Genomic DNA, 25,739 nt, shown 5'->3' on the forward strand with positions numbered 1-25,739 from the left:
GACGGCGATCGGTGAAGGGCGAACGGGTGGCGGGGCGCGACGGGGTGCGCCCATCCAGGTATTCATCACATGAACATCTGACGGGTCGTGACCTGCGGATCCGTCAGATGACGCGCGCACCGCTCGGCGTGTCGCTCAACCGTGCGGCGCAAAGCCGGACATGCGCTGGTTGCGGGCCGACCCGAGGGTCGTCGTGGGAGGCGTTCTCGTCGATCATCCCGGGCGACCGCTCCGGGGCGCTTTCCGCTGGAGGTTCCACCATGCGTGTTCTGCGCGCTCTCACCGTGGCCGCTGCGGCCTGCGCCGCCATCGGCCTCAGTACGCCCCTCGCCGCGGCGGACAACAACCCGGCGGGTGGCTCCCCGGCGGGTGGATCGCCGGCGGGTGGCTCACCGGCAGGCGGCTCCCCGGCGGGTGGCGCCCCGGCGGGCGGATCGCCGGCAGGCGGCTCCCCGGCGGGCGGCTCGCCGGCGGGCGTATCGTCGGCAGGCGGCTCCCCGGCGGGGGGCTCGCCGGCGGGGGGCTCGCCGGCGGGCGGATCGCCGGCGGGCGGCTCGCCGGCGGGCGTATCGTCGGCAGGCGGATCGCCGGTGGGCGGATCGCCGGCAGGCGGCGGCCACGGGCCCAGCAACGTCACGGTCAACCCGTATTCCGTGCACCAGGGCTCAACCATGCAGGTCACCGCGGCCGGCTGCCTGCGCGGCGGCACCGTCTGGTCGCCCAACAACTTTCAGCAGACGCGGCTGTCGGCCGGGTCCATCGGGTTCGCGACCGTACGGATCTTCAACCACGCCTCGCCGGGCAACCACACGCTGTCCGTCAAGTGCGACGACAACAGCCTGGTCGCCACGCACCGCTTCACCATCCTCGAAGGCAGGGGCGCGCAGGGCGGCCTCGGCGGCTCGATCGGGCCGTCCGTCGCCGAGACCGCCATCGGCGCGAGCCTCGTGGGCGTCGCGGCCCTCGGGGCGGGCGTCCACGTGCTGCGCCGGCGCCGCCCGGCCCGCAACCGGGCCTGACGACCGGCCGGCCTCCCCAGTCGCAGCCCCGGAAAACCGCCGGTCGACCCGGGTCCTGGCCAGGACCCCAGCCGACCGGCGGTTCGTGCTCCGGCGACGGGGCACCCGCGCCTGGGCTTGAGCCCGCGCCTCTGCGGTGTGCGGTGCGGGGTCGGGTGCGGTGCACGACCGGGTTCCAGGGCCCGCGGCCCGCGGTGCGCGCACGCCGTCAGTGTCCGCGTGCGCCCTCGCGGCGTCGGACTGCGTACACGGTGCCGGCCGCGGCGGCGAGGAAGAGGCCCGCGCCCGCGCCGACCGCCCAGGGGTCCATCCCGGCGACGCTGCCGCCCAGCCCGCCCCGGACCCCGCGCGCGGGTCTCTGCACGGAGGTGGGCACGGCGAGGGTCGTGGCCGCGAACGTGGAACTCGTGGTGGGCCGGCTGGAGCCGCCGGCAATCGTGAGGTCGGCGGAGCCGTTCTCGCCGCTGCACGTGAAGGTGACCGAGTACACGGCCCCGCGGCGGGCGTCGCGGTCCACCGTGGCCCGGGCCGTCCTGCCGCGCTCGATGGCCACGGTGTCGAAGACCCCGGAGGAGGCGGTGGCGGTGGCGGCGTTGCAGCCGCTGACGGAGAGCGTCACCTGGCCGCCCGGGGCGACCGTGGAGGGGGTGACGGCGAAGCCGAACGAGGTGACGGGCTGGGCCCGGGCCGCCCCCGCGCCGGGCACGCCGAGAACGCCGAGCGCCAGCACGGCGCCCGCGGCGCCGGCGCCGATCAGGGCAGTGGCGGAGGTACGTATCGCACCCATGATTGGTTCTCCGGATCCCGAGGAGCAGCCGCGGAACCGTTTCCGCACGGGGAGGGGGATGCACCTCGACGCTCGCCACGCTAGGCGTGGGCCGGGTGGCCCGCGATCAGGAACGGGCGAATGGGGCACAGCAGTGGGCCGAACCGGGGAAGGCAGGCCCCTCCCCGGTTTGCCGGCCCGGTCAGCCGCCCAGGTCCAGGTGCGGGAACTGGGTGAGGAACGGCTCCGCGGTGGCCGCGATGCCGCGCCCGTACGGTGCGTCGAAGTCCCAGATCAGGAACAGCAGGAACGCGATCAGCGCACTGAACAGACCCGCCAGCAGCAACTCCCGGAACGAGCGCCGGATCTGGAGGGTGAAGATCAGGCCCACCGTCACCAGCGCCCCGGTGATCAGACCGAACCACACCACCCCCGGCATGGTCGCCCCCGCGTTCCCGGCCCGGGAGCTGCGGGCGTCGTCGACCAGCGCCACCTGGTCCACCAGCGGCTGGTAGGCCTGCCCCTCGTGGTCGGTCTGCGGCTCGTAGTCCGTCACGCTCCGGCGGATACGTTCCAGCAGCTCCGCGCCGCGGTCCGTGAGGGTGCCGTGCTCGGTCATCTGCTTCCACTCGGTGTCCACCACGTAGGACACGTACGCGTCGACGTCGGCCCGGATCTTCTTCCGCACCTCGGCCGGGTACACCTCGGAGCGGACGCTGATCTCGTGCAGGGCCTGGGCCTCCTGGCGCACGTACTCCTGGGCGGCCCCCCGGCCCTCCCAGACGCCCGCGATGGCCAGGCCCAGCACGATGGCGTAGATCACCCCGATCATCATCGTCATGTACTCGATGACGTCCGGGGTCTCGCTGGGATCGTCGTCGTCGCCGATCCTCCGGTGGTTGATGAAGACGATGGTCAGCACCACGGCGCAGGCCGCGGCCATCGCGAGGGTCAGGACGAGCCATTCCGACAAGATGACTCCCAAGGGGGCACGGGTGGACGGGGCCGGGGCGCTCAGCGCGGGCGCAGCGCGGCCATCGCGAGCACCGCGGGGGCCGCGGTCATGAGCGTGAAGGTCACCGGTGAGATGTGGTGCTCCACCGGTTTGGGGGCCGGAGCCCGGTAGACCGGCTTGGCCACGGGCTTCTTCGCGGGCGGCGGAGCGGGCGGGGACGGAGGCGGCGGGGGCGGGGGCGGGGGCGGGGGCACCACCGGGGCCGCGTACTCCGGCGGGGCGGGCGGCGGCTTCGGCGGAGCCGGCTCGGGCGGCCGCGGCGCCGGGGGCGCGGGCTTGGGCGGCGGAGGCGTGGGCTTCGGGGCGGGCGGGGGCGTCGGCTCGGGCGGCGGGGTCGGCTTCGGCGTGGGCTTCGGAGTCGGGGTGGGCTTCGGCGTGGGCTTCGGAGGGCAGGGCGGGGGAGGCGGCGGACAGTGGTGCCGTCCGTGGCCCTTTCCGCGGGCCTTCTCGTGGCCTTTTCCGTGGCTGCCGCCGTGGCCGGTTCCCCGGCCCTTTCCGCGGTCGTCTGACGGACTGTCGCCGTGATGTGCGCCACCCGGGACCCCGGAGCCCGCCCCGCTGCCGGCGACCGCGACCAGCCTGACGGCCGCCGCGCCGTCGCCGGCCTGGATCGTCGCGTAGGCGCAGCTATCAGCCACGGCCGGAGTGGCGGACAACGCCGCCCACACCAGGGCCGGGGCCACCAGCAGGTGCCTGGCAGAGGCTCTGTTCACGCGGGGATCATGGGCTCGCGCGCACCCGCGCACGCGGCGCTCGGCCCTGGTTCGCCTGAACAGGTGGCATGAGGACCGTAGAGGTTTGAGCCACGAAACGACGCGACCCGGTCGCAAGTCCGTCGCTTCCCATAAGAGACTTGTCGGTCTCGGTCATTCGTGGCGGCGGGGGCCGCAGAGGTCTTTGGTGTGTGATGAAGAACGGATCACCAATTTCCGCTTTTGCTCGCCCCCTTGGGCAATGATCAGTACATTCGGCTCGGACAGGTGTCCGACCCCGGACGACCGCCACGGACAACGGCTTGGAGACCGCGATGGAGCGCCCCGCCTGGGCCCCGCCAGGGATCGACATATCGGTGCCGAGCGTGTCCCGGATCTACGATTACTACCTGGGCGGCTCGCACAATTTCGAGGTCGACCGCCAGGCCGCCCGCCGCGCCATGGAATTCACCCCGGGCCTGCCCAAGATCATGCAGGCGAACCGGGCCTTCATGCGCCGCGCCGTCCGCTACGCCGTCGGCCAGGGCGTGACCCAGTTCCTCGACGTCGGGTCCGGCATCCCCACCTTCGGCAACGTCCACGAGGTCGCCCGGGAAGCCAGCCCCGAGGCCCGCGTCGTCTACGTCGACCACGACCCGGTGGCCGTCGCGCACAGCAAGGCCGTGCTCGCCGGCAACGACCGCGCCGGGGTCGTCGCCGCCGACCTGCGCAAGCCGCAGGACATCCTGGGCTCCTCCGAGGTCGCCCGGCTGCTGGACCTCGAACGCCCCGTCGCCCTGCTCCTCGTCGCCGTCCTGCACTTCCTGGAGGACGCGGACGACCCGTACGCCGCCGTCGCCGAGCTGCGCGACGCACTGCCCTCCGGCAGCCTGCTCGTCGTCACCCACGCGTCCTACGAGGGGCTGCCGCTGTCCGAGGAGCAGGCCAGCGGGATGGTCGACGTCTACCGGGAGATCCGCCGCCCGCTCGTGATGCGCTCCCGCGAGCAGGTCGCCCGCTTCTTCGACGGGTTCGAGCTGGTCGACCCCGGGCTCGTGTCGATGCCGAACTGGCAGCCCGACGGCCTCGCCGCCCCGCGGGACGGAGAGATGCCGGAGGACCCGTACGCCTTCGCGGGCTTCGGCGGAGTGGGACGCAAGGCGTGAGATCCCCGGCCGCGGTGCCTCCCGGCACACCGACCCCGAAGAACGCGCGCACAGCGCAGGGCGCACCCCTCCAGGACCCGCCCGCCGGCCCGCCGACGACCCCGGCGGGCCCCGCCGCGCTGCGCAGCGGGCTGGAGGACCGGATCGCGCGCTTCGCCACGATCTGGGGCCGCGCCATCTTCCCGTTCACGGCGACCTCGCTGACCCGCGTCGAGTTCGAGCAGCACCTGGTGCCGCTCACCCGCACGCTCGCCGAGGCCCTGCACGCCCGGCCCTTCGACGCGGCAGCCGCCCAGGAGGTCGGTGCCGACCTCGTCGCCGTGCACTGCACCGACCCGGAGGCGCTGGCCGGCACGCTCGGCGTGGTCGAGTCGTACCTCGTGCTCTACTGCGGCCCCGACGGCGTCGGCGTGGAGGGCGCCGAGGAGTACCGGTCCCGGTGCGCCCGGCTCCAGCACCAGATCGCGGCGGGATTTGCCCGGGCCCTGCGCGAGCGCACCCTCAGGGAGCAGGAGGCCATCGCCCGCTCCGCGCTGACCGCCCGCGTCGACGCCCAGCAGGCCCTGCACGCGAGCGAGGAGCGCTTCCGGGCGGTCTTCGAGGGCGCGGCCGTCGGCATCGGCATCGCCGACCTGGAGGGCAACGTCCTGGAAGTGAACGACGCGCTGCTGCAGATGTTCGGCGGCATGGGCGGGCACGTCCACGGCCGCAATGTCAGCGAGTGGGGGCACCCCGACGACGCCCCGCAGGTGTGGCGGATGTACGGCGAGCTCGTCCGCGGCGAACGCGAGAGCTACCGCGTGGAGAAGCCGTACTACCGGCACGACGGAACCGTCCTGTGGACCAATCTGACGGTGTCGCTGCTGCGCGACGCCGACGGCACCCCGCAGTACCAGCTGGCGCTGATGGAGGACACCACCGAGCGCCGGCTGCTGAACCTGCGGCTGCGCTACGAGGCCACCCACGACGCGCTGACCGGCCTGCCCAACCGGACCCTGTTCTTCGAGCGGCTGGAGAAGGCCCTGGGCGGGGCGGGCGGCAGCCGCTTCGGGCTGTGCTACCTCGACCTCGACGGGTTCAAGGCGGTCAACGACAGCCTCGGCCACTCGGCGGGCGACCGGCTGCTCGTGGAGGTCGCCGACCGGCTCCAGAGCTGTGTCACCGGCCAGGGCGAGGTCGTCGCCCGGCTCGGCGGCGACGAATTCGTGGCCCTCACCACCGGCCCGGACACCGAGGAGAAGGTGACCGAGCTTGCGGTGCGCATCCTGTCCGCCCTCTCGGCCCCGATCCGCATCGAGGGCCGGGAGCTGTCGGTGCGCGGCAGCATCGGCATCGTCGAGGGCCCGGCCGGGGAGCGCACCCCGGCCGAGGTGCTGCGCAGCGCCGACATCACCATGTACCGGGCGAAGGCGGCGGGCGGCAGCCGTTTCGAGTTCGCCGACGCGGAGGCCGACGCCCGCGCCATCACCCGGCACGGCCTGACCAACGCCCTGCCCGCGGCGCTGGAACGCGGCGAGTTCTTCATCGAGTACCAGCCGCTGGTCCACATGCACGACGGCAGCGTGCGCGGCGCCGAGGCGCTGGTGCGATGGGAGCACCCGCAGTACGGGGTCCTCGGCCCGGACCGGTTCATCCCGCTCGCCGAGCGCACCGGGCTGATCGTGCCGCTCGGCCGCTGGGTCCTGGAGGAGTCCGTCCGCCAGGCCCGCACCTGGCAGCGCGAGCACGGCGGTTCGCCGCTGCGCGTCAACGTCAACCTCTCGCCGACCCAGCTGCAGCACCCCGGGCTGGTCGCGGACACCGTCGCCGTGCTGGAGAGCGCGGGCCTCGCCCCCGGCGCGCTGTGCCTGGAGGTCACCGAGTCGGCCCTGATCGGCGCCGACGACGAGCTCCTCGAACCGCTGCACCGGCTGGCCGAGCTCGGCGTGGACATCGCGCTGGACGACTTCGGCACCGGCTACTCGAACCTGGCGAACCTGCGCCGCCTGCCGGTCAGCGTGCTGAAGCTGGACCGCTCCTTCACCCAGGGGATGCAGCAGCAGCCCGCCAACCCGGTCGACGTCAAGATCGTGGAAGGGATCGTCGCGCTGGCGCACAGCCTCGAACTCGCCGTCACCGTCGAGGGCGTGGAGACCGGAGCCCAGGCGGCCCAGCTGCGGGCACTGGGCTGCGACACCGCGCAGGGCTGGTACTACGCCCGCCCCGGCGCCCCCGACCGCATCCACGCCCTCTCCCTCTCCGACGCGGTCCCGACACCCTCCTGACCCGCCCCCGGCCTGCCCGGCCGGGGTGCTATTCGGTGCCGGCCTCGGTCCCGCGGCCGGGGGTGCGCACCGCCTCGACGACCCGTTCGTACCGCCGCGTGGTGTCGGCCAGCACCTCGGCCGCGACCGGCAGCCGCTCCGCCTGGTAGGCGTCGAGCACCTCCGGCCCGGCGGTCCCGGTGAGGGCGCAGGCCAGCGTCCGGGCGAGGGCCGCCGCGTCCTGGATGCCGGTGTTCATGCCGAACCCGCCGGCTATCGGGTGGACGTGGGCCGCGTCGCCCGCGAGGAAGACCCGGCCCTCGCGCATCCGGGCGGCCATGCGGACGTTGATCCGCCAGGACGAGAGCCACGTGGGGTCCGCCAGCCGGATGCCCGGCATCCGGGCGTGCCGGTCGAAGAGCCGCTGGAAGCCCTCCAGCGATGGCGGCAGCTGCCTGCCCTCCTCGTCCCGCTCCGGCGAGGCCTGGAGCTGGAAGACGTCCGTCCCCGGTATCGGGCAGAGCAGGATCCCGCCCTCCTCCGAGGTGAACCACTGGTGCCAGAACTCCCGGCTGAGCCCTGACGCCCGCACGTCCCCCAGCACCATCTCCTCCTCCTGTGCGGTGTGCCCCTCGAAGGGGATCCCGAGGAGCTTGCGCGTGGTGCTGCCCCCGCCGTCGCACCCGGCGAGGTACGCGGCCCGGACCACCGTGCCGTCCGCCAGCTCGGCGTCGACCCCCGCCGCGTCCTGCCGGATCACAGCCAGTCGGGATCCGTACTCGACGTGCACGCCGAGCTCGGAGAGCCGGTCGCGCAGCACCCACTCGACCTGCCACTGCCCCACGAGCAGGCCGTCGCCGGGGGTGGAGGTGTCGCGCACGTGGGCACCGTCGAAGTACTTGCGCAGCACCAGCCCCTTCCGGCCGATGGCGGCCATGCGCTCGGCCACGCCGAGTTCGGCGAAGACCTCCAGACTGCTGGGCTGCAGGCCCTTGCCGCGGGATTCGCGGTGCGGTTCCGGGCGCTGGTCCACGATCCGCACGCGGAGGCCGCGCCGGGCCAGACCGCAGGCGAGTGTGAGTCCCGTCGGGCCGGAGCCCGCGATGAGTACGTCGGTCATCGGATGTCCTTTCCTCGTCGTTGCCTCAAGGAAAGCGGCTTTCGGAGGAAAAGGCAACCCGGTTAAAAAATTTACTTGGTCACGAAGCTGTGCTAGGGTCTGCGCATGGAGAACACGACGGGTCTGCGCGAGAGCAAGAAGCTCCGTACCCGCCGCCAGCTGGCGGCGACGGCGCTGGAGCTCTTCCTGGAGCGGGGCTTCGACGCGGTGTCGGTGGCCGACATCGCCGCGGCGGCCGAGGTCTCCAAGCCCACCCTCTTCCGGTACTTCCCGAGCAAGGAGGACCTGGTCCTCGACCGGTTCGCCGACCATCAGGACGAGGCGGCCCGCATCGTGCGCGACCGGCCCTCCGGCCAGACCCCGGTGGCCGCAGTGCACGCGCACTTCCTGGCCGCCCTCGCCGAGCACGACCCGATCACCGGCCTGTGCGACCACCCGGAAGTGGTCGCCTTCCAGCAGCTCCTCCACGCCACCGCCAGCCTGGAATCCCGGCTGCTGCACTACACGGCCCGCGAGGTCGAGCTGCTCGCCGCCGTACTGGAGGCGGAATCGGTCCCGCCGCTCGCGTCGCGCCTGGCGGCGGCACACCTGGTGACGGTCCGGCACGAGCTGGGCCGGGAGAACTGGCAGCGGATCGCCGCCGGTCAGAGTGCCGACGAGGCCCACCCCGCGGCCGTCGCCGACGCCGACCTGGCCTTCGCCATGCTGGCCGGCGGGCTCGACCAGGAGTTGCCCATATCCCGCGCCTGAAGGCCCCCCGCCCCCCGCCCCGCCCCCCGCCCCGGCCGCGCCGCCGGCCCGCCGGTCAGCCCAGCAGGATGCGCTTGAGCTCGCGGGCCGCGCGCGGCGGTGCGACGTCCGTGCGATGGGCCAGCGCGATCGTGCGGCGCAGCGGCGCACCCTCCAGCGGAGTGCTGCGCAGCCCCGGCCCGGCATGGCCGACGACCATCGCCGGCACCACGGCGACACCGAGACCCGCGCGGACGAAGCCCAGCACCGCGTCCATCTCGCCGCCCTCCACCGTGAACACCGGCTCGAAGCCCTCCGCCCGGCAGGCCGCCACCGTCAGGTCCCGCAGGTCGTATCCATGGCGGAACATCACCATCGGCTCGTCCCGCAGGCCCGACACGGTCAGCGGACCACCGCCCCCCGGCGGCGGCAGCTGCGCCGAGGAGACCACCACCAGGTCCTCCGTGAGCAGCTCCACCGTGTCCAGCGCCGGCGCCGAGGGCGGCAGCGGCAGCGCGATCAAGGCCAGGTCCAAGGCCCCGCGTGCAAGCTCCCGCACCAGATCCAGCGAACCGCTCTCCTCGATCAGCAGCTCGATCCCCGGATGCGCCGTGTGGAAGGCGCGCAGGACGTCCGGCAGCAGACCCGTGCACACGCTCGGTGTGGCACCCAGCCGGACCCGCCCGCGCCGCAGCTGCGCCAGCTCCTGCACCTCCAGCCGCGCGGTGTCCGCGTCCGCCAGGATCCGCCGCGCCAGCGGCAGCAGCGCCTCGCCTGCATCGGTCAGCGCGATGTTCCCCCGCGCCCGGCTGAACAGCTCCGCCCCCAGCTCCCGTTCGAGCGCCTTGATCTGCTGCGAGAGCGACGGCTGGGCCACATGCACCCGCTCCGCCGCCCGCGTGAAATGCCGGGTCTCGGCGACGGCCACGAAGTACAGGAGCTGCTGGAACTGCATCACCCCAGGCTAGCGCCTTCCATAGGCCACACCTATCGATATGAATACCATCATGTCTTGGACCTCTCGGGGTCCCGGTCCCTACCGTCTTGTTCCATGGCTCTGGCAACGCGGACGGGCCGACGGCCGTCCACCACGCGCACGCTCTGGGAATCCACCGTCGGCAAGAAGGCCGTGATGGCGGTCTCCGGCCTGATCATGCTCGGCTACCTGGTCGTCCACATGATGGGCAACCTCAAGATTTTCTTCGGGGCGCAGGAGTTCAACGCCTACGGGCGCTGGCTCCGCCACATGGGCGAGCCCTTCCTGCACAGCCACTGGGGCCTGTGGGCGGCCCGCATCGTGCTGCTCGCCGCCGTCGTCGCCCACGCCGTGTCCGCCTACCAGCTCAGCCGCCGCGACATCAAGGCGCGCCCGGTCGGATACGCCCGCAAGCGCCGCCGCGCGAGCTACGCCACCCGCACCATGCGCTGGGGCGGCGTCATCCTCGGCCTGTTCATCGTCTGGCACCTGCTCGACCTCACCACGCTCACCGTCAACGAGCGCGCCTGGGCCGGCCACCCCTACGAGAACGTCCTCGCCACCTTCTCCACCGGGTACGGCAACACCATCTACATCACCGCGATGGCAGCCCTCGGCCTGCACGTCCGGCACGGCTTCTGGAGCGCCGCCCAGACCCTCGGCGCGGGCAGCGCCCGCCGCGACCGGACCCTGAAAGCCCTCGCCAACGCCCTGGCCCTGCTCCTCTTCGCGGGGTTCGTCTCCGTCCCCGTCGCCGTCATGACCGGAGTGGTGAACTGACCGTGAACGACTACACGCACTACACCACCGGCGAGCCCCTCGCCGACACCAAGGCCCCGGACGGCCCCATCGCCGAGCGCTGGGACCGCCGCCGCTTCGAGGCCAGGCTCGTCAACCCGGCCAACCGCCGCAAGCACACCGTCATCGTCGTCGGCACCGGGCTGGCCGGCGGCGCCGCCGGCGCCACGCTCGCCGAACAGGGCTACCACGTCGTCCAGTTCTGCTACTCCGACTCCCCCCGCCGCGCCCACTCCATCGCCGCGCAGGGCGGCATCAACGCCGCCAAGAACTACCGCAACGACGGCGACTCCATCCAGCGGCTCTTCTACGACACCGTCAAGGGCGGCGACTTCCGGGCCCGCGAGTCCAACGTCCACCGGCTCGCGCAGATATCCGTCGAGATCATCGACCAGTGCGTGGCCCAGGGCGTCCCCTTCGCCCGCGAGTACGGCGGCCTCCTCGACACCCGCTCCTTCGGCGGCGTCCAGGTCTCCCGCACCTTCTACGCCCGCGGCCAGACGGGCCAGCAGCTCCTCCTCGGCGCCTACCAGGCGCTGTCCCGGCAGATCGCCGCCGGCAACGTGGAGATGCACGCCCGCACCGAGATGCTCGACCTGATCACGGTCGACGGCCGGGCCCGCGGCATCGTCGCCCGCGACCTGGTCACCGGCGGGATTTCCACGTACCACGCGGACGCCGTCGTCCTCGCCACCGGCGGCTACGGCAACGTCTTCTACCTCTCCACCAACGCCATGAACTCCAACGCGACCGCCGTCTGGCGGGCGCACCGCCGCGGCGCGTACTTCGCCAACCCCTGCTTCACCCAGATCCACCCCACCTGCATCCCGCGCACCGGCGACCACCAGTCCAAGCTCACCCTCATGAGCGAGTCCCTGCGCAACGACGGCCGCATCTGGGTCCCCAAGGCCAAGGGCGACACCCGCCCGCCCGCCGACATCCCCGAAGCGGAGCGCGACTACTACCTGGAGCGGATCTACCCCTCCTTCGGCAACCTCGTCCCCCGCGACATCGCCTCCCGCGCCGCCAAGAACGTCTGCGACGAAGGCCGCGGCGTTGGCCCCGGCGGCCAGGGCGTCTACCTGGACTTCGCCGACGCCATCCGCCGCATGGGCAGGGACCGGGTCGCCGAGAAGTACGGCAACCTCTTCGAGATGTACGAGCGGATCACCGCCGAGGACCCGTACGAGGTCCCCATGCGGATCTACCCCGCCGTGCACTACACGATGGGCGGCCTCTGGGTCGACTACGACCTCCAGACCACCGTTCCCGGCCTGTTCGCGATCGGCGAGGCCAACTTCTCCGACCACGGGGCCAACCGCCTCGGCGCCTCCGCCCTCATGCAGGGCCTCGGCGACGGCTACTTCGTCCTCCCCTCCACCATCAACGACTACCTGGCCCGCCACCCCCACCAGGACCCCGTCGACGACAACCACCCGGAGGTCGCCGCCGCCGTCCGCGAGACCCGCGACCGCCTCGAGCGGCTGCTCTGCGTCGACGGCGACCGCACGCCCGACTCCTTCCACCGCGAGATCGGCGAACTCATGTGGGAGTACTGCGGGATGGCCCGCAACGACGCCGGACTGCGCAAGGCCCTCGCCCGGATCCCGCAGATCCGCGAGGAGTTCTGGCGGCGCATCAAGGTCCCGGGCACGGGAGAGGAGTTCAACCAGTCGCTGGAGAAGGCCAACCGCATCGTCGACTACCTCGAACTCGCCGAGCTGATGTGCCTCGACGCCCTCCACCGCTCCGAGTCCTGCGGCGGCCACTTCCGCGAGGAGTCCCAGACCCCGGACGGCGAGGCCGCCCGCCGCGACGAGGAGTTCGGCTACGCGGCCGCCTGGCAGTTCCGCGGCACCGGCGCCCCGCCCGTCCTCCACAGGGAAACCCTCGTCTTCGAGTACGTCCACCCCACCCAGCGGAGCTACGCATGAGGCTCAACCTGCGCGTCTGGCGCCAGCAGAACCCCGACACCCCCGGCGCCATGGTCACCTACGAGGTCGACGGCATCTCCCGCGACATGTCCTTCCTCGAGATGCTCGACACCCTCAACGAGGACCTCATCCTGCGCGGCGAGGACCCGGTCGCCTTCGACCACGACTGCCGCGAGGGCATCTGCGGCGCCTGCAGCCTCGTCATCAACGGCGACGCCCACGGACCCGAGCGCACCACCGCCTGCCAGCTGCACATGAGGTCCTTCACCGACGGCGACACCATCGACGTCGAACCCTGGCGCGCCGCCGCCTTCCCGGTGGTCAAGGACCTCGTCGTCGACCGCAGCGCCTTCGACCGGATCATCCAGGCCGGCGGCTACATCACGGCCCCGACCGGCTCCGCACCCGAGGCACACGCCAGCGCCGTGCCCAAGGACGCCGCCGACCACGCGTTCGAGCACGCCGAGTGCATAGGCTGCGGCGCGTGCGTGGCGGCCTGCCCCAACGGCTCCGCCATGCTCTTCACCTCCGCCAAGATCAACCACCTCAACGTGCTGCCCCAGGGTTCGCCCGAGCGGGAGACCCGTGTCCTGGACATGGTCGCCGCGATGGACGAGGAGGGCTTCGGCGGCTGTACCCTGGCCGGCGAGTGCGCCACGGCCTGCCCCAAGGGCATCCCGCTGCCGTCCATCGCCGCCATGAACCGGGAGTGGCTCCGCGCCCTCGGCAAACGCGGAAAGGCCCGAAGCTGATCCCAGGCCCCCACGCCCTGCCGGCCCGCGCCGATCGGCTCATCCGGTCGGCTCATCCGGTCGGCCGATCCGCTCGGCCGACCGGGCGCTCGTGCCCCGGGCACGACGTGCCGCGCCCCGCCCGCTCCGGCCCATGGGGAACAGTGGCCCCATGCCAGAAGCCCTCCGCGGGTCCGGGCCGCGACGCCGAACCGTGCTGGCCGCCGCCCTCACCGCGCTCGCGACGGCCGGCTGTACCGGGGAGGAACAGGACCGCCCCCCGGCCCGGGGCCCCGGAGGAGCCGCGGCCAAGGACGCGCTGGTGATGGTGATCCGGCACGCGGAGAAGCCGTACGCCGGGGACACCGGTGAGGACGCCGACGGCAACAAGAGCCCCGGCTTCCTCGCCGGACGCGGCCGGCGCCGGGCCGCGGAGCTGCCCCGACTCTTCACCCCGACCCGCAGAGCCCTGCTGCCCCGCCCCGCCGCCGTCTTCGCCGCCGGCGGATCCGCGGCACCCGCCCGCTGCCGCCAGACCGTCGCCCCCCTGGCCGCCGCCCTGCACACCCGCGTCCGCACCGAGTTCGCCGTCGGCGCCGAAGCCGCCCTGGCCGGCGCCGTGCTGGCCGCCCCCACGCCGGTGCTGGTCTGCTGGGAACACCAGGGCGTCCCGCGCCTCATCCGCTCACTCGGCGCGCACCGGGTGCTCGGCGTCCCCGCCGCCTGGCCCGACCGCCACGACCTGGTGTGGATGTTCACCCGCAGCCAGGGCCGCTGGAGCTTCCGCGAGGTCCCGCAACACCTGCTCCCCGGCGACGCCTGAGCGGCGCGGGGGCGTGCCTCACTTCCCCGAGGCCGCTTGGCAGCCACGGCGCCGCGGTCGGCCACGACCCGGCCGCGGCCGTCCGCCGGCGCCCGGCCCCTACGCCGTGCCCAGCGCCCGGGCCAGGTAGCCCGCCGTCCGGCCCTGCCCCGCCCGTACGACCTGCTGCGGCGTGCCCGCGGCCACGATCCGGCCGCCGTCCGCCCCGCCGCCGGGCCCCAGGTCCACCACCCAGTCCGCGCCCGCCACCACGTCCATGTCGTGCTCGACGACCACCACCGAGTGCCCGGCGTCCACCAGCCCGTGCAACTGCCGCAGCAGCACCCGCACATCGGCCGGATGCAGCCCGGTCGTCGGCTCGTCCAGCAGGTACAGGGTGTGGTCGCGGCGCTGCCGCTGGAGCTCCGTCGCCAGCTTGATCCGCTGGGCCTCGCCGCCCGACAGCTCGGTCGCCGGCTGCCCCAGCCGCAGGTAGCCCAGCCCGATCCCCTCCAGCGCCCGCAGGCTCCGCGCCGCCGCCGGGACCCCGGCGAAGAACGCGGCCGCGGACTCCACCGTCAGCGCCAGCACCTCCGCGATGTTCAGCCCCTCGTGCCGCACCTGAAGCGTTTCGGCGTTGTACCGCGCGCCCCCGCATTCCGGGCACGGGGCGTACGTACTGGGCAGGAACAGCAGCTCCACCGAGACGAAGCCCTCGCCCTGGCAGGTCTCGCACCGGCCACCCGCCACGTTGAAGGAGAACCGGCCCGCCTTCCAGCAGCGCGCCCGCGCCTCCGGGGAGGCCGTGAACAGCCGGCGCACCACGTCGAACAGCCCGGTGTACGTGGCCAGGTTGGACCGCGGAGTGCGGCCGATCGGCTTCTGGTCCACCTCCACCAGCCGCCGCACGGGAAAGTCCGGCTCGGCGAGCCGCTCGCCGACCTCCCGGGCGAGCACCTGCCCCACCAGCGTCGACTTGCCCGACCCGGACACCCCGGTGACCGCCGTGAACACCCCGAGCGGGAACTCCACGTCCACACCCCGCAGGTTGTGCCGGTCGACGCCCTCCAGCCGGACGGCCCCCGTCGCCTCCCGCACCACACGCCCCTCGCGCTCCTCGTGCACCCGTCCGTCCCCGCCCGCGCCGAACAGGTACCGTGCCGTCGCCGACTCCGCCACCCCGGCCAGCTCGTGCGGCGGCCCGCTGTGCAGCACCCGCCCGCCGTGCTCGCCGGCCCGCGGACCGACGTCCACCAGCCAGTCCGCGTGCCGCACCACGTCCAGGTGGTGCTCCACCACGAACACCGTGTTCCCCGCCGCCTTGAGCCGGTCCAGTACGCCGAGCAGCGCCTCGGTGTCGGCCGGGTGCAGCCCCGCGGACGGCTCGTCCAACACGTACACCACGCCGAACAGGCCCGACCGCAGCTGCGTCGCCAGGCGCAGCCGCTGGAGCTCGCCCGCCGACAGGGTCGGTGCGGTGCGGTCCAGGCTCAGATAGCCGAGGCCGAGCTCGACGACGGGCCCGATCCGGGACCGGAGGTCCTCGGCGAGCACCCGCGCTGCCTCCGCGCCCGACCCGCCCACAGCATCCGAAGCGTCCGAAGCACCCGACCCGCCCGATGCCTCCGACGGACCCGACGCGGTGGGCGCGGCTTCCGCCAGCACCCGGTCCAGTGCGGTCAGCGGCAGCGCCGCCAGCTCCGCGATCGTCCGGCCAGCGAATGTCACCGCCAGCGCCTCCTGCCGCAGCCGCCGCCCCTCGCACACCGGGCAGGGGGAATCGGTGAGGAACCGCTCGGCGCGGGCCCGCAGCGTGGCGCTCTTGCTGTCCGAGAAGGTCCGCATCACATAGCGGTGGGCGCTCATGTACGTGCCCTGGTACGGCCGCTGGATCCGGTCCGCGTCCCGCACCGGGTGCACGGTCACCACCGGCTGCTCCTCGGTGAACAGGATCCACTCCCGGTCGGCCGCCGCCAGCTCCCGCCACGGCAGGTCCACGTCGTGGCCGAGCGCCTCCAGGATGTCCCGCAGGTTCTTGCCCTGCCAGGCGCCGGGCCACGCGGCGATGGCGCCCTCACGGATCGACAGCCCCGGGTCGGGGACGAGGAGTTCCTCACCGGTGCGGTGGATGCTGCCGAGCCCGTGGCAGGAAGGGCAGGCCCCGGCCGCCGTGTTGGGGGAGAAGGCGTCGGAGTCGAGCCGCTCGGCACCCTCCGGGTGGGTTCCGGCCCGGGAGAACAGCATGCGCAGGGAGTTGGACAGCAGCGTCACCGTGCCGACCGAGGACCGGGAGCCGGGGGAGGAGCGACGCTGCTCCAGTGAGACGGCGGGCGGCAGGCCCGTGACCGACTCGACCTTCGGCGCGCCGATCTGGTGGATCAGGCGCCGGGCGTACGGAGCCACCGACTCGAAGTAGCGCCGCTGGGCCTCGGCGTAGAGCGTGCCGAAGGCCAGCGAGCTCTTGCCGGAGCCGGAGACCCCGGTGAAGACGGTCAGGGCGTCGCGCGGGATGTCCACGTCGACGCCGCGCAGGTTGTGCTCCCGGGCGCCCCGTACCCGGATGAACGGGTCAGGGCTGCGGGGCGGGGCGGCCGGGGGCGGCTCGGCGGTCTGGTGCATTCGCCCCACTTTACGGGGGAGCCGCAGTTCAGGATCCGTCCAGCCCGGCCAGGCGGGCCAGCCGCCCGAAGGAGTCCAGCAGGGCGGCACGGTCGTACGTGGACGTGGTGACCAGCAGCTCGTCCGCCCCGGTCAGCGCGGCCGCCTCGGCGAGCTCGGCCGCCACCTGCTCCTCGGTGCCGTGGATGTGCCCGGCGAACGCGCCCTCGTACAGCTCGCGCTCCTTCGCGGTCATCTCCAGGGCTTCGATCTCCTGCGCCGGGCGCAGCGGCGGGAAGCTGCCGCGGGTCCGGGAGTGCGCGAGCGACCAGGCCTCCGGCACGAGGATCCGCCGGGCCTCCTCCTCGGAGGCGGCGACGGCGACCGTCCCGGAGACCACGACGTACGGCTCCGCGTGCCGCGCGGACGGGCGGAACCCGGCGCGGTACCCGTCCACGATCCCGGCGACCCGGTCCCGGCGCCGCAGGTCGCCCACCACCAGCGGCAGCCCGGCGCGGGCCGCGATCTGCGCGCCCTCGCCGGTGGCCAGGACGAAGGCCGGGACGGACAGCCCCTCGGCCGGGCGGGCGTGCACCTCGGGGTGGGCCCGCTGGGTGCCGTCGAGCCAGCCCAGCAGCTCGGCGAGCTGCTCCTCGAACCGGTCGGCGTCACCGGTGTCCCGGCCGAGTGCCCGCCGGATCCCGCCGGTGAAGCCGACGGAGCGGCCGAGCCCCATGTCGATGCGGCCGGGGAAGAGGGACTCCAGGACCCCGAACTGCTCGGCGACCACCAGCGGCCGGTGGTTGGGCAGCATCACCCCGCCGGTCCCGACCCGGATCCGGCTCGTCGCGCCGGCGACGGCGGCGGCCAGGACCGTCGGCGCGGAGCCGGCGACTCCGGGCACGCTGTGGTGTTCGGACACCCAGAACCGGTGGTAGCCGAGCCGTTCCACCTGCCGGGCGAGCTCGACGGTGTCGCGCAGGGCCTGGGGCGCGGGGTGGCCCGCGCGGGTGCGGGACCGGTCGAGGACGGAGATTCTGCGGATCACACACGTCTCAACGTCTCGCGTCCGCCAGGATTCCCCGCCCGGGGCGGCGCCGCCCCCGCGGCGGGGCGGCGGAGGCGTCAGTGCTGCGGAGGCGTCAGTGCTGCGGTGCGACGCGGTAGCGGTACAGGTCGCGCAGCAGAGCGATCTCGGCCCCGTGGTGCAGCAGTTCCTGGTTGACCCACCACACGATGTCGAGGAGCGGCTCCTCCGGGTCGCTGCCGTGCGGGTAGGTGCAGTACCCGGTGGTGTCGAGCGCGGTGTCGTCGAGGCCGAGCAGTGCCTTCCGCCATGCCGTCGCCCCGGCCTCGAACGCCGCGACGGCCTCGGCCGCGGTCCCGCTGACCGGATGGTCGTCCCGGGTCAGGGCGTGGCTGCCGGCCGTGTGGTCGGCGCGCAGGGCCAGCATCTCGCCGAGGTGGCTCAGGCGCCACGCCAGGGTGGTGAACGGCGGCGGCCAGGGGTGCGGGTAGGCCGCGGCGTCGCGGCCCCAGTCCCCGGTGCCGGCGCCGGCCAGCAGGGTCGCCCGCGGTCCCGGCCCGTCCGTACGCCGTCGCACCGACCAGCAGCCCGGCACCGGCTCCCAGAAGTACTCCTCGTCGGTCAGCGGGGAGCCGACCTGCGTCTGTGCGCCGTCGCCGCTGTCCATGACGGGCCCCGACATGCGGCCGGCGAGGCGCTCGTACGCGAAGTCGAACTGCTGGAGGAGGGGGATCAGGCGGGGCGGTGTCAAAGCTGCTCCTGTGGCGAGCCGGCCGCGCACGGCGGCCGGGGAGGAGGGACGGTCCGTCAGCCCGCCAGCCTCGCACGGCCGGCACGGCACCGCGTACCGATTTACCGCGGCCCGCAGGCCGCCGCCCGCAGGCCGCCGCCCGCAGGCCGCCGCGTGGCAACTCCTTAGGCTGGCCGTATGAGTGAGCGATCCGACCGCAGGCCGCTGGCCGTCTTCGACATAGACAACACCCTCGCCGACACCGACCACCGCCAGCACTTCCTGGAGCGCCGCCCCCGGGACTGGGAGGGCTTCTTCGCCGCGGCCCCGGCCGATCCGCCGCTCGCACGCGGGGTGGCCCTGGCGGCCGAACGCGCGGCCGACTGCGAGATCGTGTACCTCACCGGCCGCCCGGAGCGGTGCCGGACGGACACGGTGGAGTGGCTGTCCCGGCACGGTCTGCCGGAGGGTCGGCTGTGGATGCGGCGGAACGGCGACCGCCGGCCCGCCCGTACGACCAAGCTGGAGGTGCTCCAGCGGCTCGCCCGCGGCCGGGAGGTGCGCATGCTGGTGGACGACGACGAGCTGGTGTGCCAGGCGGCGCGCGCCGCGGGCTTCAGGGTGGTGCCGGCGATCTGGGCGGCGGACGTGCCGGAGCTCCGGGCCGCGCAGGAGGCGGAGGGCCGCACCTGATCCCCGGCCGGCGGGCTCGCGCCGCCAGGCACCCCCCGAGCCGCCGGGCCGCCGGGCCGACCGGGCCGACCAGCCGCAGGGCCCCCGGGGGTGTGTCCCCGGGGGCCCGCCTCGTCTCAGTCCTCCTCGTCGAGGCGGAAGCCGACCTTCAGTCCCACCTGGTAATGCGCGATCTGGCCGTTCTCCAGGTGGCCGCGCATCTGGGTCACCTCGAACCAGTCCAGATTGCGGAGGGTCTGGTTGGCCCGGGCGATCCCGTTGCGGATGGCCTGATCGATGCCCTCGGTGGATGTACCGACGATTTCGGTCACCCGGTAGGTGTGGTTGGACATGGAGGTCTCCCGAGCGTGGGGGCTTTGTCGTGTTCTACCGTGCCCCAATACGGCCCTGTGCGCGAACTTTGCCACGAAAACTCCCGGGTGAAAGAGCCATGAGCAGGGTGCTGAACCCGGCCCGCTGACCCCGGCGAGTTCAGACTCCGCACATCCGCGGGCCGCGAAGCGGTCATGTCGAATCCAGCCGGTCACGGAAGAAGTAAAGGAGCCGGGTCGCCACGCCTGCGGCCCGCACTCCGTGCCCGGACCAGGAGCCGCCATGACCATCGCCCCCCTCTCGCCGTCCGCCCTTCCCCCCATCGCAGCTCCCGCCCCCGCCCCCGCCCTCACCCCCGCCGAGCCCGCCGTCACCCCCCGGTACGCCGTCCGCCTCGCCCGCAACGAGGACGAGGTGCGCGCCGCCCAGCGGCTGCGCCACCAGGTCTTCGCCGGCGAACTCGGCGCCCGCCTCGACGGACCCGAGCCCGGCCTCGACTCCGACGCCTTCGACGCGTACTGCGACCACCTCCTCGTCGTCGAGGAGGAGACCGAACAGGTCGTCGCCACCTACCGGCTGCTGCCCCCGGAGCGCGCCGCCGTCGCCGGACGCCTCTACTCGGAGAGCGAGTTCGACCTCTCCGCCCTCGCCCCCATTCGCCCCGACCTCGTCGAGGTCGGCCGCTCCTGCGTTCACCCCGACCACCGCAACGGCGCCGCCATCGCCCTGATCTGGGCCGGCCTCGCCCGCTACATGGACCGCTCCGGGCACAACTGGCTCGCCGGCTGCTGCTCGATACCGCTCGCCGACGGCGGGGTCCTCGCCGCCGCCACCCGCGCCAACGTCCTGCCCGGCAACCTGGCCCCCGCCGAGTACCGCGTCACCCCGCACATCCCCTGGAACGCCGAGGGCATCACCTTCCCCGAGCGCACCCAGCTCCCGCCGCTGCTGCGCGGCTACCTGCGCCTCGGCGCCTGGGTCTGCGGAGAGCCCGCCCTTGACGCCGAGTTCGGCTGCGCCGACCTGTACGTCCTGCTCTCGCTGCGGCGCACCAACCCCCGCTACCTCAAGCACTTCCTCTCGCTCGTCCCGGCGTCATGAGCGTCTGGCTGCCCACCTCGCCCTGCACCCCGCAGGACTGCGCCGACCGCGACGGGCACACCGTCGGCATCCCGCGCGCGGTCCTGCGGCTCGCCGGCGCAGCCGCCCTGATCCTCCTCGGGATCCTGGGTGCACCACCGGTCCGGCTGCTGCCGGCCGGCCCCCGGCACACCCTGATACAGGCCTGGTCGGCCGCACTCGTACGGGCCTTCGGGCTGCGGATCACCGTCCGCGGCAGCGCGGGCGCGGACGGCGCCCGCCTCGTCGTCGCCAACCACATCTCCTGGCTGGACATCCCGCTGGTTGCCGCCGTCCTGCCCTCCCGGATGCTCGCCAAGAGCGACATCCGCGCCTGGCCCGGCCTCGGCCGGCTCGCCGCACAGGCAGGGACCCTGTTCATCGAGCGCGACCGGATCCGCGCCCTGCCGGACACCGTCGCCACCCTCACCCGCGCCCTGCTGGCCGGCGACCGGGTCACCGTCTTCCCCGAGGGCAGCACCTGGTGCGGCCGCGCCCGGGGGCCCTTCCGGCGGGCCGCCTTCCAGTCCGCCCTCGACGCCCGCGTCCCCGTCCAGCCGGTACGGCTCGACTACCGCCTGCCCGGCGGGGACACAGCCGGGGCCGCCTCCTTCGTCGGCGACGACCCGCTGACCGCCTCCCTGTGGCGGATACTCCGCGCCCGCGGCATCCACGCCGAGGTACGGCTGCTGCCGCGGATCCCGCCGGGCCGGTACGCGCACCGGCGGGACCTCGCGGCCGCGGCTCAGGCCGCGATCGCCTCCGCCGACCCGGCCTCCGTCCCCACCCCCTCCGCACCGCTGCCGGGCCTGCCCGCCCAGCCGAACTCCCCGTCGGCCACCGACAGGGACAGCGCGAACCGGCCCTCGGCGTCCGTCCACCACCGGGTCAGCTCCAGCCCGGCCGCCGCCAGCTCCTTCCGGACGCCCTCCTGACGGAACTTCGCGGACACCTCCGTCAGGATCTCCTCACCCTCCTCGAACGGCACCAGCAGATCCAGGGCCCGGACCTTCACCACCAGCTCCGACCGGGCCCGCAGCCGCATCTCGACCCACTCCTGCTCCCGGTTCCACACGGCGACGTGCGCGAAATCCTCGGCGCGGAAGTCCGCGCCCAGCTCCCGGTTGATGACGGCCAGCACGTTCCGGTTGAACTCGGCCGTCACCCCCTGCGCGTCGTCGTACGCCGCCACCAGCACGGACTCGTCCTTCACCAGGTCCGTCCCCATCAGCAGTGCGTCCCCCGGCGACAGCATCGCCCGTACCGAGGACAGGAACACTGCCCGCTCCGCCGGCAGCAGGTTCCCGATCGTCCCCCCGAGGAACACCACCAGTCGCGGCCCGGGCGCCTGCGGAAGCCGCAGCGGCTTGGTGAAGTCGGCCACCAGGGCGCACACCCGCAGCCCCGGATGCTCCTCCTGGATGGTCTGCGCCGCCCCCTCCAGCGCGCTCGCGCTCACGTCCACCGGGATGTACGTGTCCAGCGCGGGCATCGCATCGATCAGGTGCCGGGTCTTGTCCGAGGAACCGGAACCCAGCTCCACCAGGGTGCGGGCCCCGCTCACCGCGGCGATCTCCCCGGCCCGCGCCAGCAGGATCTCCCGCTCGGCGCGCGTCGGGTAGTACTCGGGCAGCCGGGTGATCTCGTCGAACAGGTCGCTGCCGCGGGCATCGTAGAACCACTTGGGCGGCAGCACCTTCGGCGACCGCGTCAGCCCGTTCAGCACGTCCTCGCGCAGCGCGGAATCGGAGGCGTGCTCGTCGAGGGTGCGGGTCAACTGGAAGTCACTCACTGGACGGTCTCCTTGAGCGGGGTCAGGACGACCCGGGTGCGATGGGCGGTCAGCAGGGTCCGGTCGGGCACCTCGTGCCAGCGCGGGTCGTCGTCGTACGGCTCCGACGCCACCACGACGCGCTGCGCGGCCGCATCGGCCAGGTACCACAGCGAATCGCCCCAGGCCGTGGCGGCGATCGCGCGGCCGTCGGTCAGCAGCAGGTTCAGCCGGGAACCCGGTGCGGCCTCGGCGAGCTCCCGCACCGGCTCGGCGAGCGCCGTGCCCAGGCCGTCCCCCCGCCGCAGCCGGTGCAGCACCAGCGCCCAGACGAGGGCCGAGTCCGTGGTCGCGGCCAGCGACAGCACCTCGTCCGGCGGGAGGGCCGCCGCCGCGAGCGGAGCCACCGTGCCCGGCCAGCCCCGTATCGCGCCGTTGTGGCTGAACAGCCACCGGCCGCCCGCGAACGGGGCGGCCGCGGCCTCCCCCTCCGCCCCCGCCAGCGTGGCATCCCGTACGGCGGCCAGCGCCGCCCCGGCCCGCACCACCCGGGCCAGGTCGGCGAAGGTCAGGTCACCCCATACCGGCCCCGCCCGCCGGTAGCGGGCCGGCACCGGGTCCCCCTCCGCGTACCAGCCCACGCCGAATCCGTCGGCGTTGACCGTGCCGTGGCGCTGCCGCCGCGGACCCCACGACTGCCGTACGAGCGAATACTCCGGATCGCTCAGCAGCCGTCCCAGGGGCACCTCGGGCCCCACAAAGGCGATATGGCGGCACATCAGGCGTCCCTCGCCGTCCGGAACCCGGAGAAGACCTGCCGCCGCACCGGCAGGTCCCAGTTGCGGAACGTGCCCCGGCAGGCCACCGGGTCCACCGCGAACGAGCCGCCGCGCAGCACCTTGTACTCCGGCCCGAAGAACACCTCCGAGTACTCCCGGTACGGGAAGGCCCGGAACCCCGGATACGGCAGGAAGTCGGAGGACGTCCACTCCCACACGTCGCCGATCAGCTGGCGCACCCCGAGCGGGGAGGCCCCCGCCGGATAGCTGCCCGCCGGCGCCGGACGCAGGTGCCGCTGCCCCAGATTGGCGTGCGCGGGCGTCGGGTCGGCGTCCCCCCACGGGTAGCGGGTGGAGCGCCCGGTCGCCGGATCGTGCCGGGCCGCCTTCTCCCACTCCGCCTCCGTCGGCAGCCGGCGGCCCGCCCAGCGCGCGTACGCGTCCGCCTCGTACCAGCTCACGTGCAGGACCGGTTCCTCGTCCGGCACCGGCTCGGTCACCCCGAACCTGCGGCGCAGCCACTGGCCGGCCTCCCGGTGCCAGAACAGCGGCGCACCGATCCCGTGCCGGCGGACCTGCTCGAAGCCCTCCGGCGCCCACCAGCGGCTGTGGAGGTAGCCGCCGTCCGCGATGAACGCCTGGTACGCGGCGTTCGTCACCGGCACCGTGTCGATCCAGAACGGCCCCGTCTCCCGGACGTGCGCGGGCCGCTCGTTGTCCAGCGCCCAGGGCTCCGCCGAGGTCCCCATGGTGAACGGGCCGCCGGGAACCAGGACCTCGGACGCCGCCGGCGGCGGACCCGGCGGCGGGGCCGGATCCGGGGCTGCCAGCACCGCCGCGCCCCGCCGCAGCTGATGCGTGATCAACATCGTCTCGTCGTGCTGCTGCTCGTGCTGGGCGATCATCCCGAAGGCGTAGCCGGAATCGAGCAGCGCGGTGCCCTCCAGCGGGGTGCGCTCCAGCAGGTCGAACACCCGCCCGCGCACCTCGGCCGCGTACCGGCGGGCCTCCGCGGGCCCGAGCAGCGGCAGCTTCGGTCGCTCGGAGCGCGGATGCTCGAACGCGTCGTACAGCGGGTCGATCTCCGGCTGCATGGCCTCCCGGCCGCCGATCCGGCGCAGCAGCCAGAGCTCCTCCATGTTCCCGATGTGCGCGAGGTCCCACACCAGCGGGGACATCAGCGGCGAGTGCTGGGCCGTCAGGTCCTCGTCGGTCACCGCATCGGTCAGCCCGGCCGTGCGGACCCGGGCCGCGGCCAGGGCCTCCAGGGCCCGCTCGCGGAGGTCCGCGGACGCGCCGGGACCAAAGGATTCGGATGCGGGCACAAACGATTCAGCGGTCATGGGCGCGCTCCCGTCCCGGTGAGTTGGTACGCGTTCTCGTCGGCCGGGCAGCGCCCGCGCAGCACGAAACGCTCGATGAAGGCGCCCACGGTGTCCTGCACGTGCGTGCTCGCCCCGAGCCGGGGCAGCGCCTCGGCCGCGGCCCGGAAACAGAAGGCGGCCGCCGCCCACAGCTCGGGATCGGCCAGGCCGTACCGGGCCGCCGACTGCCACAGCGGATTGCGGGGCGCGCGCACCGGCCCGCACCGGTCGGCCAGTGCCTTCGCCACCCGGTACCCGGCCTCCGCGGCCTCCGGGTCGTCGAACAGCGCGTGCACGACGGCCACCGGGACCAGCCAGCCGTCGTCCCCGGGCTGCGCGTCGATCATCCGCAGCTCCAGGTGGCCGCGCGGGCGCACCGGCGGGAACAGCGTGGTCAGGTGGTACGCGAGGTCCTCGGCGGTCGGCGGCCGCAGCGCGCCGGAGGGCGGGGACTGGGACGGTGATGGGGAGGGGGACGTGGCGCGCAGCCAGTCGCGGAACGTCATCCCGCGGGGCGCCGTCCACGGCCCGTCGCCGTACGACCGCATGCACATGACCTCGGTGTCCAGCGCGTGCCGGACCCACCCCGACCGGGGCTCGGCGTCCAGCGGCGGGGCGAGCGCCCGCCGGGCGTCCAGGTCCCGCCAGATTCCCTGACGGGCACACCGCCATCCGGAGTACGGACCCACGGTCGCGGGGGAGTTGGCGAAGGCCGCCACGAACACCGCGCCCAGCAGATGGCCCAGCCGCCAGCGCCGCCCGTGACCGAGCGGGCCCGGCTCCTCGTAGCCGGCGTCCACACAGACCTGTACGGAAGCGGAGGTGCGCATCATGGCGCGCCCGGCCGGGCCGAAGCGGTCGAGGTACGCCTCCATGGCGTCGTAGCGGGGGCTGCTCACCAGCCGGTGCGCGGGGGCGCGGGGGTCGCGGCCGAGGCCGCGCAGGAGCAGGCCCTGGGAGCGCAGTGCGCTCCGTACGGCGGTGAGGTCGGCCTGCAGGCTGTCCACGCAGGCGGAGAGGGAGTGGGCGGGGGCCGAGCTGAGCTCGAGCTGGCCGCCGGGTTCGATGCTGAGGCGGGAGTGCAGGGGGAGGGCGCGGGCCGCGTCGTGCGCGGCCGTCAGCCGGTCGGGCGGCAGCGGTTCACCGGGCCGCTCGGCGTCCATCACGAGCCATTCGAGCTCGGCACCGAGGACCTGCGGCGGGCCGGTCTTGAAGCAGATGCCGTGGACGAGGTCCTCGGCGGCGGCTTCGGTGATGGCGGACGGGGCGGGCGACGGTGATGCGGATGGAGCGGATGGAGCGGATGGAGCGGATGGAGCGGATGAGCCCTGGGGCATGGCCGAATCTCCTGTCCT

Annotated in this window: 23 protein-coding genes and 1 pseudogene; 11 read left to right on the forward strand and 13 right to left on the reverse strand. The window is 73.9% G+C overall.

Translation table 11 applies throughout. The annotated features are described in order from the left end of the window. Nucleotides 1-653: 653 nt before the first annotated feature. Entirely contained in the window at nucleotides 654-1,019 is a 366-nt protein-coding gene (locus AC068A_RS00865; RefSeq protein WP_478578810.1) for a hypothetical protein, read from the forward strand. A 208-nt stretch (nucleotides 1,020-1,227) separates the two neighbouring features. Here the strand turns inward: AC068A_RS00865 and AC068A_RS00870 are convergent, their stop codons facing one another. The 3 genes from AC068A_RS00870 to AC068A_RS00880 all read right to left on the reverse strand — a co-directional run bounded on the left by AC068A_RS00870 (nucleotide 1,228) and on the right by AC068A_RS00880 (nucleotide 2,925). Beyond that, nucleotides 1,228-1,806 carry a hypothetical protein gene (locus tag AC068A_RS00870; protein WP_478578813.1) on the reverse strand — a complete coding sequence of 193 codons (579 nt, stop codon included), beginning with the start codon at nucleotides 1,804-1,806 and terminating at the stop codon, nucleotides 1,228-1,230. Between the two features lie 181 nt (nucleotides 1,807-1,987). Further along, nucleotides 1,988-2,758, reverse strand: a complete 771-nt coding sequence (locus AC068A_RS00875) for a bestrophin-like domain (protein WP_478578814.1) — start codon at nucleotides 2,756-2,758, stop codon at nucleotides 1,988-1,990. 41 nt (nucleotides 2,759-2,799) lie between these two features. Further along, nucleotides 2,800-2,925: a hypothetical protein gene (locus tag AC068A_RS00880; protein ID WP_385669568.1), complete on the reverse strand. Its 126-nt coding sequence runs from the start codon at nucleotides 2,923-2,925 to the stop codon at nucleotides 2,800-2,802. 902 nt (nucleotides 2,926-3,827) lie between these two features. Between AC068A_RS00880 and AC068A_RS00885 the strand changes: the two genes are divergently transcribed. Then, nucleotides 3,828-4,658, forward strand: a complete 831-nt coding sequence (locus tag AC068A_RS00885; RefSeq protein WP_478578817.1) for an SAM-dependent methyltransferase — start codon at nucleotides 3,828-3,830, stop codon at nucleotides 4,656-4,658. Between the two features lie 119 nt (nucleotides 4,659-4,777). After that, on the forward strand, nucleotides 4,778-6,922 hold the full coding sequence (locus tag AC068A_RS00890) for a putative bifunctional diguanylate cyclase/phosphodiesterase (protein ID WP_478579383.1): 2,145 nt from the start codon (nucleotides 4,778-4,780) through the stop codon (nucleotides 6,920-6,922). A gap of 28 nt (nucleotides 6,923-6,950) precedes the next feature. Here AC068A_RS00890 and AC068A_RS00895 read toward each other — a convergent pair whose 3' ends face one another. Next, entirely contained in the window at nucleotides 6,951-8,021 is a 1,071-nt protein-coding gene (locus AC068A_RS00895) for an FAD-dependent monooxygenase (RefSeq protein ID WP_478578819.1), read from the reverse strand. A gap of 105 nt (nucleotides 8,022-8,126) precedes the next feature. Between AC068A_RS00895 and AC068A_RS00900 the strand changes: the two genes are divergently transcribed. Beyond that, nucleotides 8,127-8,771, forward strand: coding sequence for a TetR family transcriptional regulator (locus AC068A_RS00900; RefSeq protein WP_478578820.1), 645 nt, complete (start codon nucleotides 8,127-8,129; stop codon nucleotides 8,769-8,771). A gap of 55 nt (nucleotides 8,772-8,826) precedes the next feature. Here AC068A_RS00900 and AC068A_RS00905 read toward each other — a convergent pair whose 3' ends face one another. After that, nucleotides 8,827-9,705, reverse strand: a complete 879-nt coding sequence (locus AC068A_RS00905; protein ID WP_478578823.1) for a LysR family transcriptional regulator — start codon at nucleotides 9,703-9,705, stop codon at nucleotides 8,827-8,829. Between the two features lie 96 nt (nucleotides 9,706-9,801). On the opposite strand from AC068A_RS00905, the gene AC068A_RS00910 reads away from it, so the two are divergent. The 4 genes from AC068A_RS00910 to AC068A_RS00925 all read left to right on the forward strand — a co-directional run bounded on the left by AC068A_RS00910 (nucleotide 9,802) and on the right by AC068A_RS00925 (nucleotide 14,012). Further along, the gene (locus AC068A_RS00910; protein WP_478578825.1) at nucleotides 9,802-10,506 is read left to right on the forward strand and encodes a succinate dehydrogenase; all 705 of its coding nucleotides are present in this window, start codon (nucleotides 9,802-9,804) and stop codon (nucleotides 10,504-10,506) included. 2 nt (nucleotides 10,507-10,508) lie between these two features. Beyond that, entirely contained in the window at nucleotides 10,509-12,458 is a 1,950-nt protein-coding gene (locus tag AC068A_RS00915; protein WP_478578827.1) for a fumarate reductase/succinate dehydrogenase flavoprotein subunit, read from the forward strand. After that, on the forward strand, nucleotides 12,455-13,210 hold the full coding sequence (locus AC068A_RS00920; protein WP_478578830.1) for a succinate dehydrogenase/fumarate reductase iron-sulfur subunit: 756 nt from the start codon (nucleotides 12,455-12,457) through the stop codon (nucleotides 13,208-13,210). Before AC068A_RS00915 ends, AC068A_RS00920 begins: the two co-directional genes overlap by 4 nt. A 151-nt stretch (nucleotides 13,211-13,361) precedes the next feature. Further along, a complete protein-coding gene (locus AC068A_RS00925; RefSeq protein ID WP_478578833.1) occupies nucleotides 13,362-14,012 on the forward strand; it encodes a hypothetical protein in 651 nt (216 codons plus the stop codon). Between the two features lie 99 nt (nucleotides 14,013-14,111). On the opposite strand, the gene AC068A_RS00930 is transcribed toward AC068A_RS00925, so the two are convergent. The 3 genes from AC068A_RS00930 to AC068A_RS00940 all read right to left on the reverse strand — a co-directional run bounded on the left by AC068A_RS00930 (nucleotide 14,112) and on the right by AC068A_RS00940 (nucleotide 18,367). Beyond that, nucleotides 14,112-16,610, reverse strand: coding sequence for an excinuclease ABC subunit UvrA (locus tag AC068A_RS00930; protein ID WP_478578836.1), 2,499 nt, complete (start codon nucleotides 16,608-16,610; stop codon nucleotides 14,112-14,114). Nucleotides 16,611-16,638: 28 nt separating this feature from the next. Next, the gene (locus tag AC068A_RS00935; protein WP_478578839.1) at nucleotides 16,639-17,637 is read right to left on the reverse strand and encodes an LLM class flavin-dependent oxidoreductase; all 999 of its coding nucleotides are present in this window, start codon (nucleotides 17,635-17,637) and stop codon (nucleotides 16,639-16,641) included. Nucleotides 17,638-17,731: 94 nt separating this feature from the next. Next, nucleotides 17,732-18,367 (reverse strand): DinB family protein, encoded by a 636-nt coding sequence (locus AC068A_RS00940; protein ID WP_478578842.1) that lies wholly within the window; start codon nucleotides 18,365-18,367, stop codon nucleotides 17,732-17,734. A gap of 177 nt (nucleotides 18,368-18,544) precedes the next feature. Here AC068A_RS00940 and AC068A_RS00945 point away from each other — a divergent pair, with 177 nt between their 5' ends. After that, on the forward strand, nucleotides 18,545-19,039 hold the full coding sequence (locus tag AC068A_RS00945; protein WP_478578845.1) for a phosphatase domain-containing protein: 495 nt from the start codon (nucleotides 18,545-18,547) through the stop codon (nucleotides 19,037-19,039). Nucleotides 19,040-19,155: 116 nt separating this feature from the next. Here AC068A_RS00945 and AC068A_RS00950 read toward each other — a convergent pair whose 3' ends face one another. Further along, a complete protein-coding gene (locus tag AC068A_RS00950; RefSeq protein ID WP_478578848.1) occupies nucleotides 19,156-19,371 on the reverse strand; it encodes a dodecin in 216 nt (71 codons plus the stop codon). 262 nt (nucleotides 19,372-19,633) lie between these two features. Here AC068A_RS00950 and AC068A_RS00955 point away from each other — a divergent pair, with 262 nt between their 5' ends. Together AC068A_RS00955 and AC068A_RS00960 are read left to right on the forward strand one after the other, a co-directional pair. Then, nucleotides 19,634-20,452, forward strand: a complete 819-nt coding sequence (locus AC068A_RS00955; RefSeq protein WP_478578851.1) for a GNAT family N-acetyltransferase — start codon at nucleotides 19,634-19,636, stop codon at nucleotides 20,450-20,452. Continuing rightward, nucleotides 20,449-20,976, forward strand: a pseudogene (locus tag AC068A_RS00960) (lysophospholipid acyltransferase family protein); the annotation flags it as partial. The gene AC068A_RS00955 and the pseudogene AC068A_RS00960, both read left to right, overlap by 4 nt. A gap of 239 nt (nucleotides 20,977-21,215) precedes the next feature. On the opposite strand, the gene egtD reads toward AC068A_RS00960, so the two are convergent. The 4 genes from egtD to egtA are packed head-to-tail and all read right to left on the reverse strand — an operon-like array spanning nucleotide 21,216 to nucleotide 25,721. Beyond that, nucleotides 21,216-22,262 carry an L-histidine N(alpha)-methyltransferase gene (egtD, locus tag AC068A_RS00965; RefSeq protein ID WP_478578854.1) on the reverse strand — a complete coding sequence of 349 codons (1,047 nt, stop codon included), beginning with the start codon at nucleotides 22,260-22,262 and terminating at the stop codon, nucleotides 21,216-21,218. After that, entirely contained in the window at nucleotides 22,259-23,020 is a 762-nt protein-coding gene (gene egtC / locus AC068A_RS00970; RefSeq protein ID WP_478578856.1) for an ergothioneine biosynthesis protein EgtC, read from the reverse strand. The genes egtD and egtC overlap by 4 nt, the downstream gene beginning before the upstream one ends. Then, a complete protein-coding gene (gene egtB / locus AC068A_RS00975; RefSeq protein ID WP_478578859.1) occupies nucleotides 23,020-24,363 on the reverse strand; it encodes an ergothioneine biosynthesis protein EgtB in 1,344 nt (447 codons plus the stop codon). The genes egtC and egtB overlap by 1 nt, the downstream gene beginning before the upstream one ends. Further along, nucleotides 24,360-25,721, reverse strand: coding sequence for an ergothioneine biosynthesis glutamate--cysteine ligase EgtA (gene egtA, locus AC068A_RS00980; protein ID WP_478578862.1), 1,362 nt, complete (start codon nucleotides 25,719-25,721; stop codon nucleotides 24,360-24,362). The genes egtB and egtA overlap by 4 nt, the downstream gene beginning before the upstream one ends. Between the last annotated feature and the right edge of the window lie 18 nt (nucleotides 25,722-25,739).

This window comes from Streptomyces sp. NPDC043854 (assembly GCF_056436005.1).

Coding starts and splice junctions, on each gene's coding strand:
- AC068A_RS00900 (WP_478578820.1), top strand. CDS start 8,127: ATGGAGAACACGACGGGTCTGCGCGAGAGCAAGAAGCTCCGTACCCGC.
- AC068A_RS00930 (WP_478578836.1), bottom strand. CDS start 16,610: ATGCACCAGACCGCCGAGCCGCCCCCGGCCGCCCCGCCCCGCAGCCCT.
- egtC (WP_478578856.1), bottom strand. CDS start 23,020: ATGTGCCGCCATATCGCCTTTGTGGGGCCCGAGGTGCCCCTGGGACGG.
- AC068A_RS00925 (WP_478578833.1), top strand. CDS start 13,362: ATGCCAGAAGCCCTCCGCGGGTCCGGGCCGCGACGCCGAACCGTGCTG.
- AC068A_RS00955 (WP_478578851.1), top strand. CDS start 19,634: ATGACCATCGCCCCCCTCTCGCCGTCCGCCCTTCCCCCCATCGCAGCT.
- egtA (WP_478578862.1), bottom strand. CDS start 25,721: ATGCCCCAGGGCTCATCCGCTCCATCCGCTCCATCCGCTCCATCCGCT.
- egtB (WP_478578859.1), bottom strand. CDS start 24,363: ATGACCGCTGAATCGTTTGTGCCCGCATCCGAATCCTTTGGTCCCGGC.
- AC068A_RS00950 (WP_478578848.1), bottom strand. CDS start 19,371: ATGTCCAACCACACCTACCGGGTGACCGAAATCGTCGGTACATCCACC.
- AC068A_RS00885 (WP_478578817.1), top strand. CDS start 3,828: ATGGAGCGCCCCGCCTGGGCCCCGCCAGGGATCGACATATCGGTGCCG.
- AC068A_RS00945 (WP_478578845.1), top strand. CDS start 18,545: ATGAGTGAGCGATCCGACCGCAGGCCGCTGGCCGTCTTCGACATAGAC.
- AC068A_RS00895 (WP_478578819.1), bottom strand. CDS start 8,021: ATGACCGACGTACTCATCGCGGGCTCCGGCCCGACGGGACTCACACTC.
- AC068A_RS00870 (WP_478578813.1), bottom strand. CDS start 1,806: ATGGGTGCGATACGTACCTCCGCCACTGCCCTGATCGGCGCCGGCGCC.
- AC068A_RS00905 (WP_478578823.1), bottom strand. CDS start 9,705: ATGCAGTTCCAGCAGCTCCTGTACTTCGTGGCCGTCGCCGAGACCCGG.
- AC068A_RS00920 (WP_478578830.1), top strand. CDS start 12,455: ATGAGGCTCAACCTGCGCGTCTGGCGCCAGCAGAACCCCGACACCCCC.
- AC068A_RS00910 (WP_478578825.1), top strand. CDS start 9,802: ATGGCTCTGGCAACGCGGACGGGCCGACGGCCGTCCACCACGCGCACG.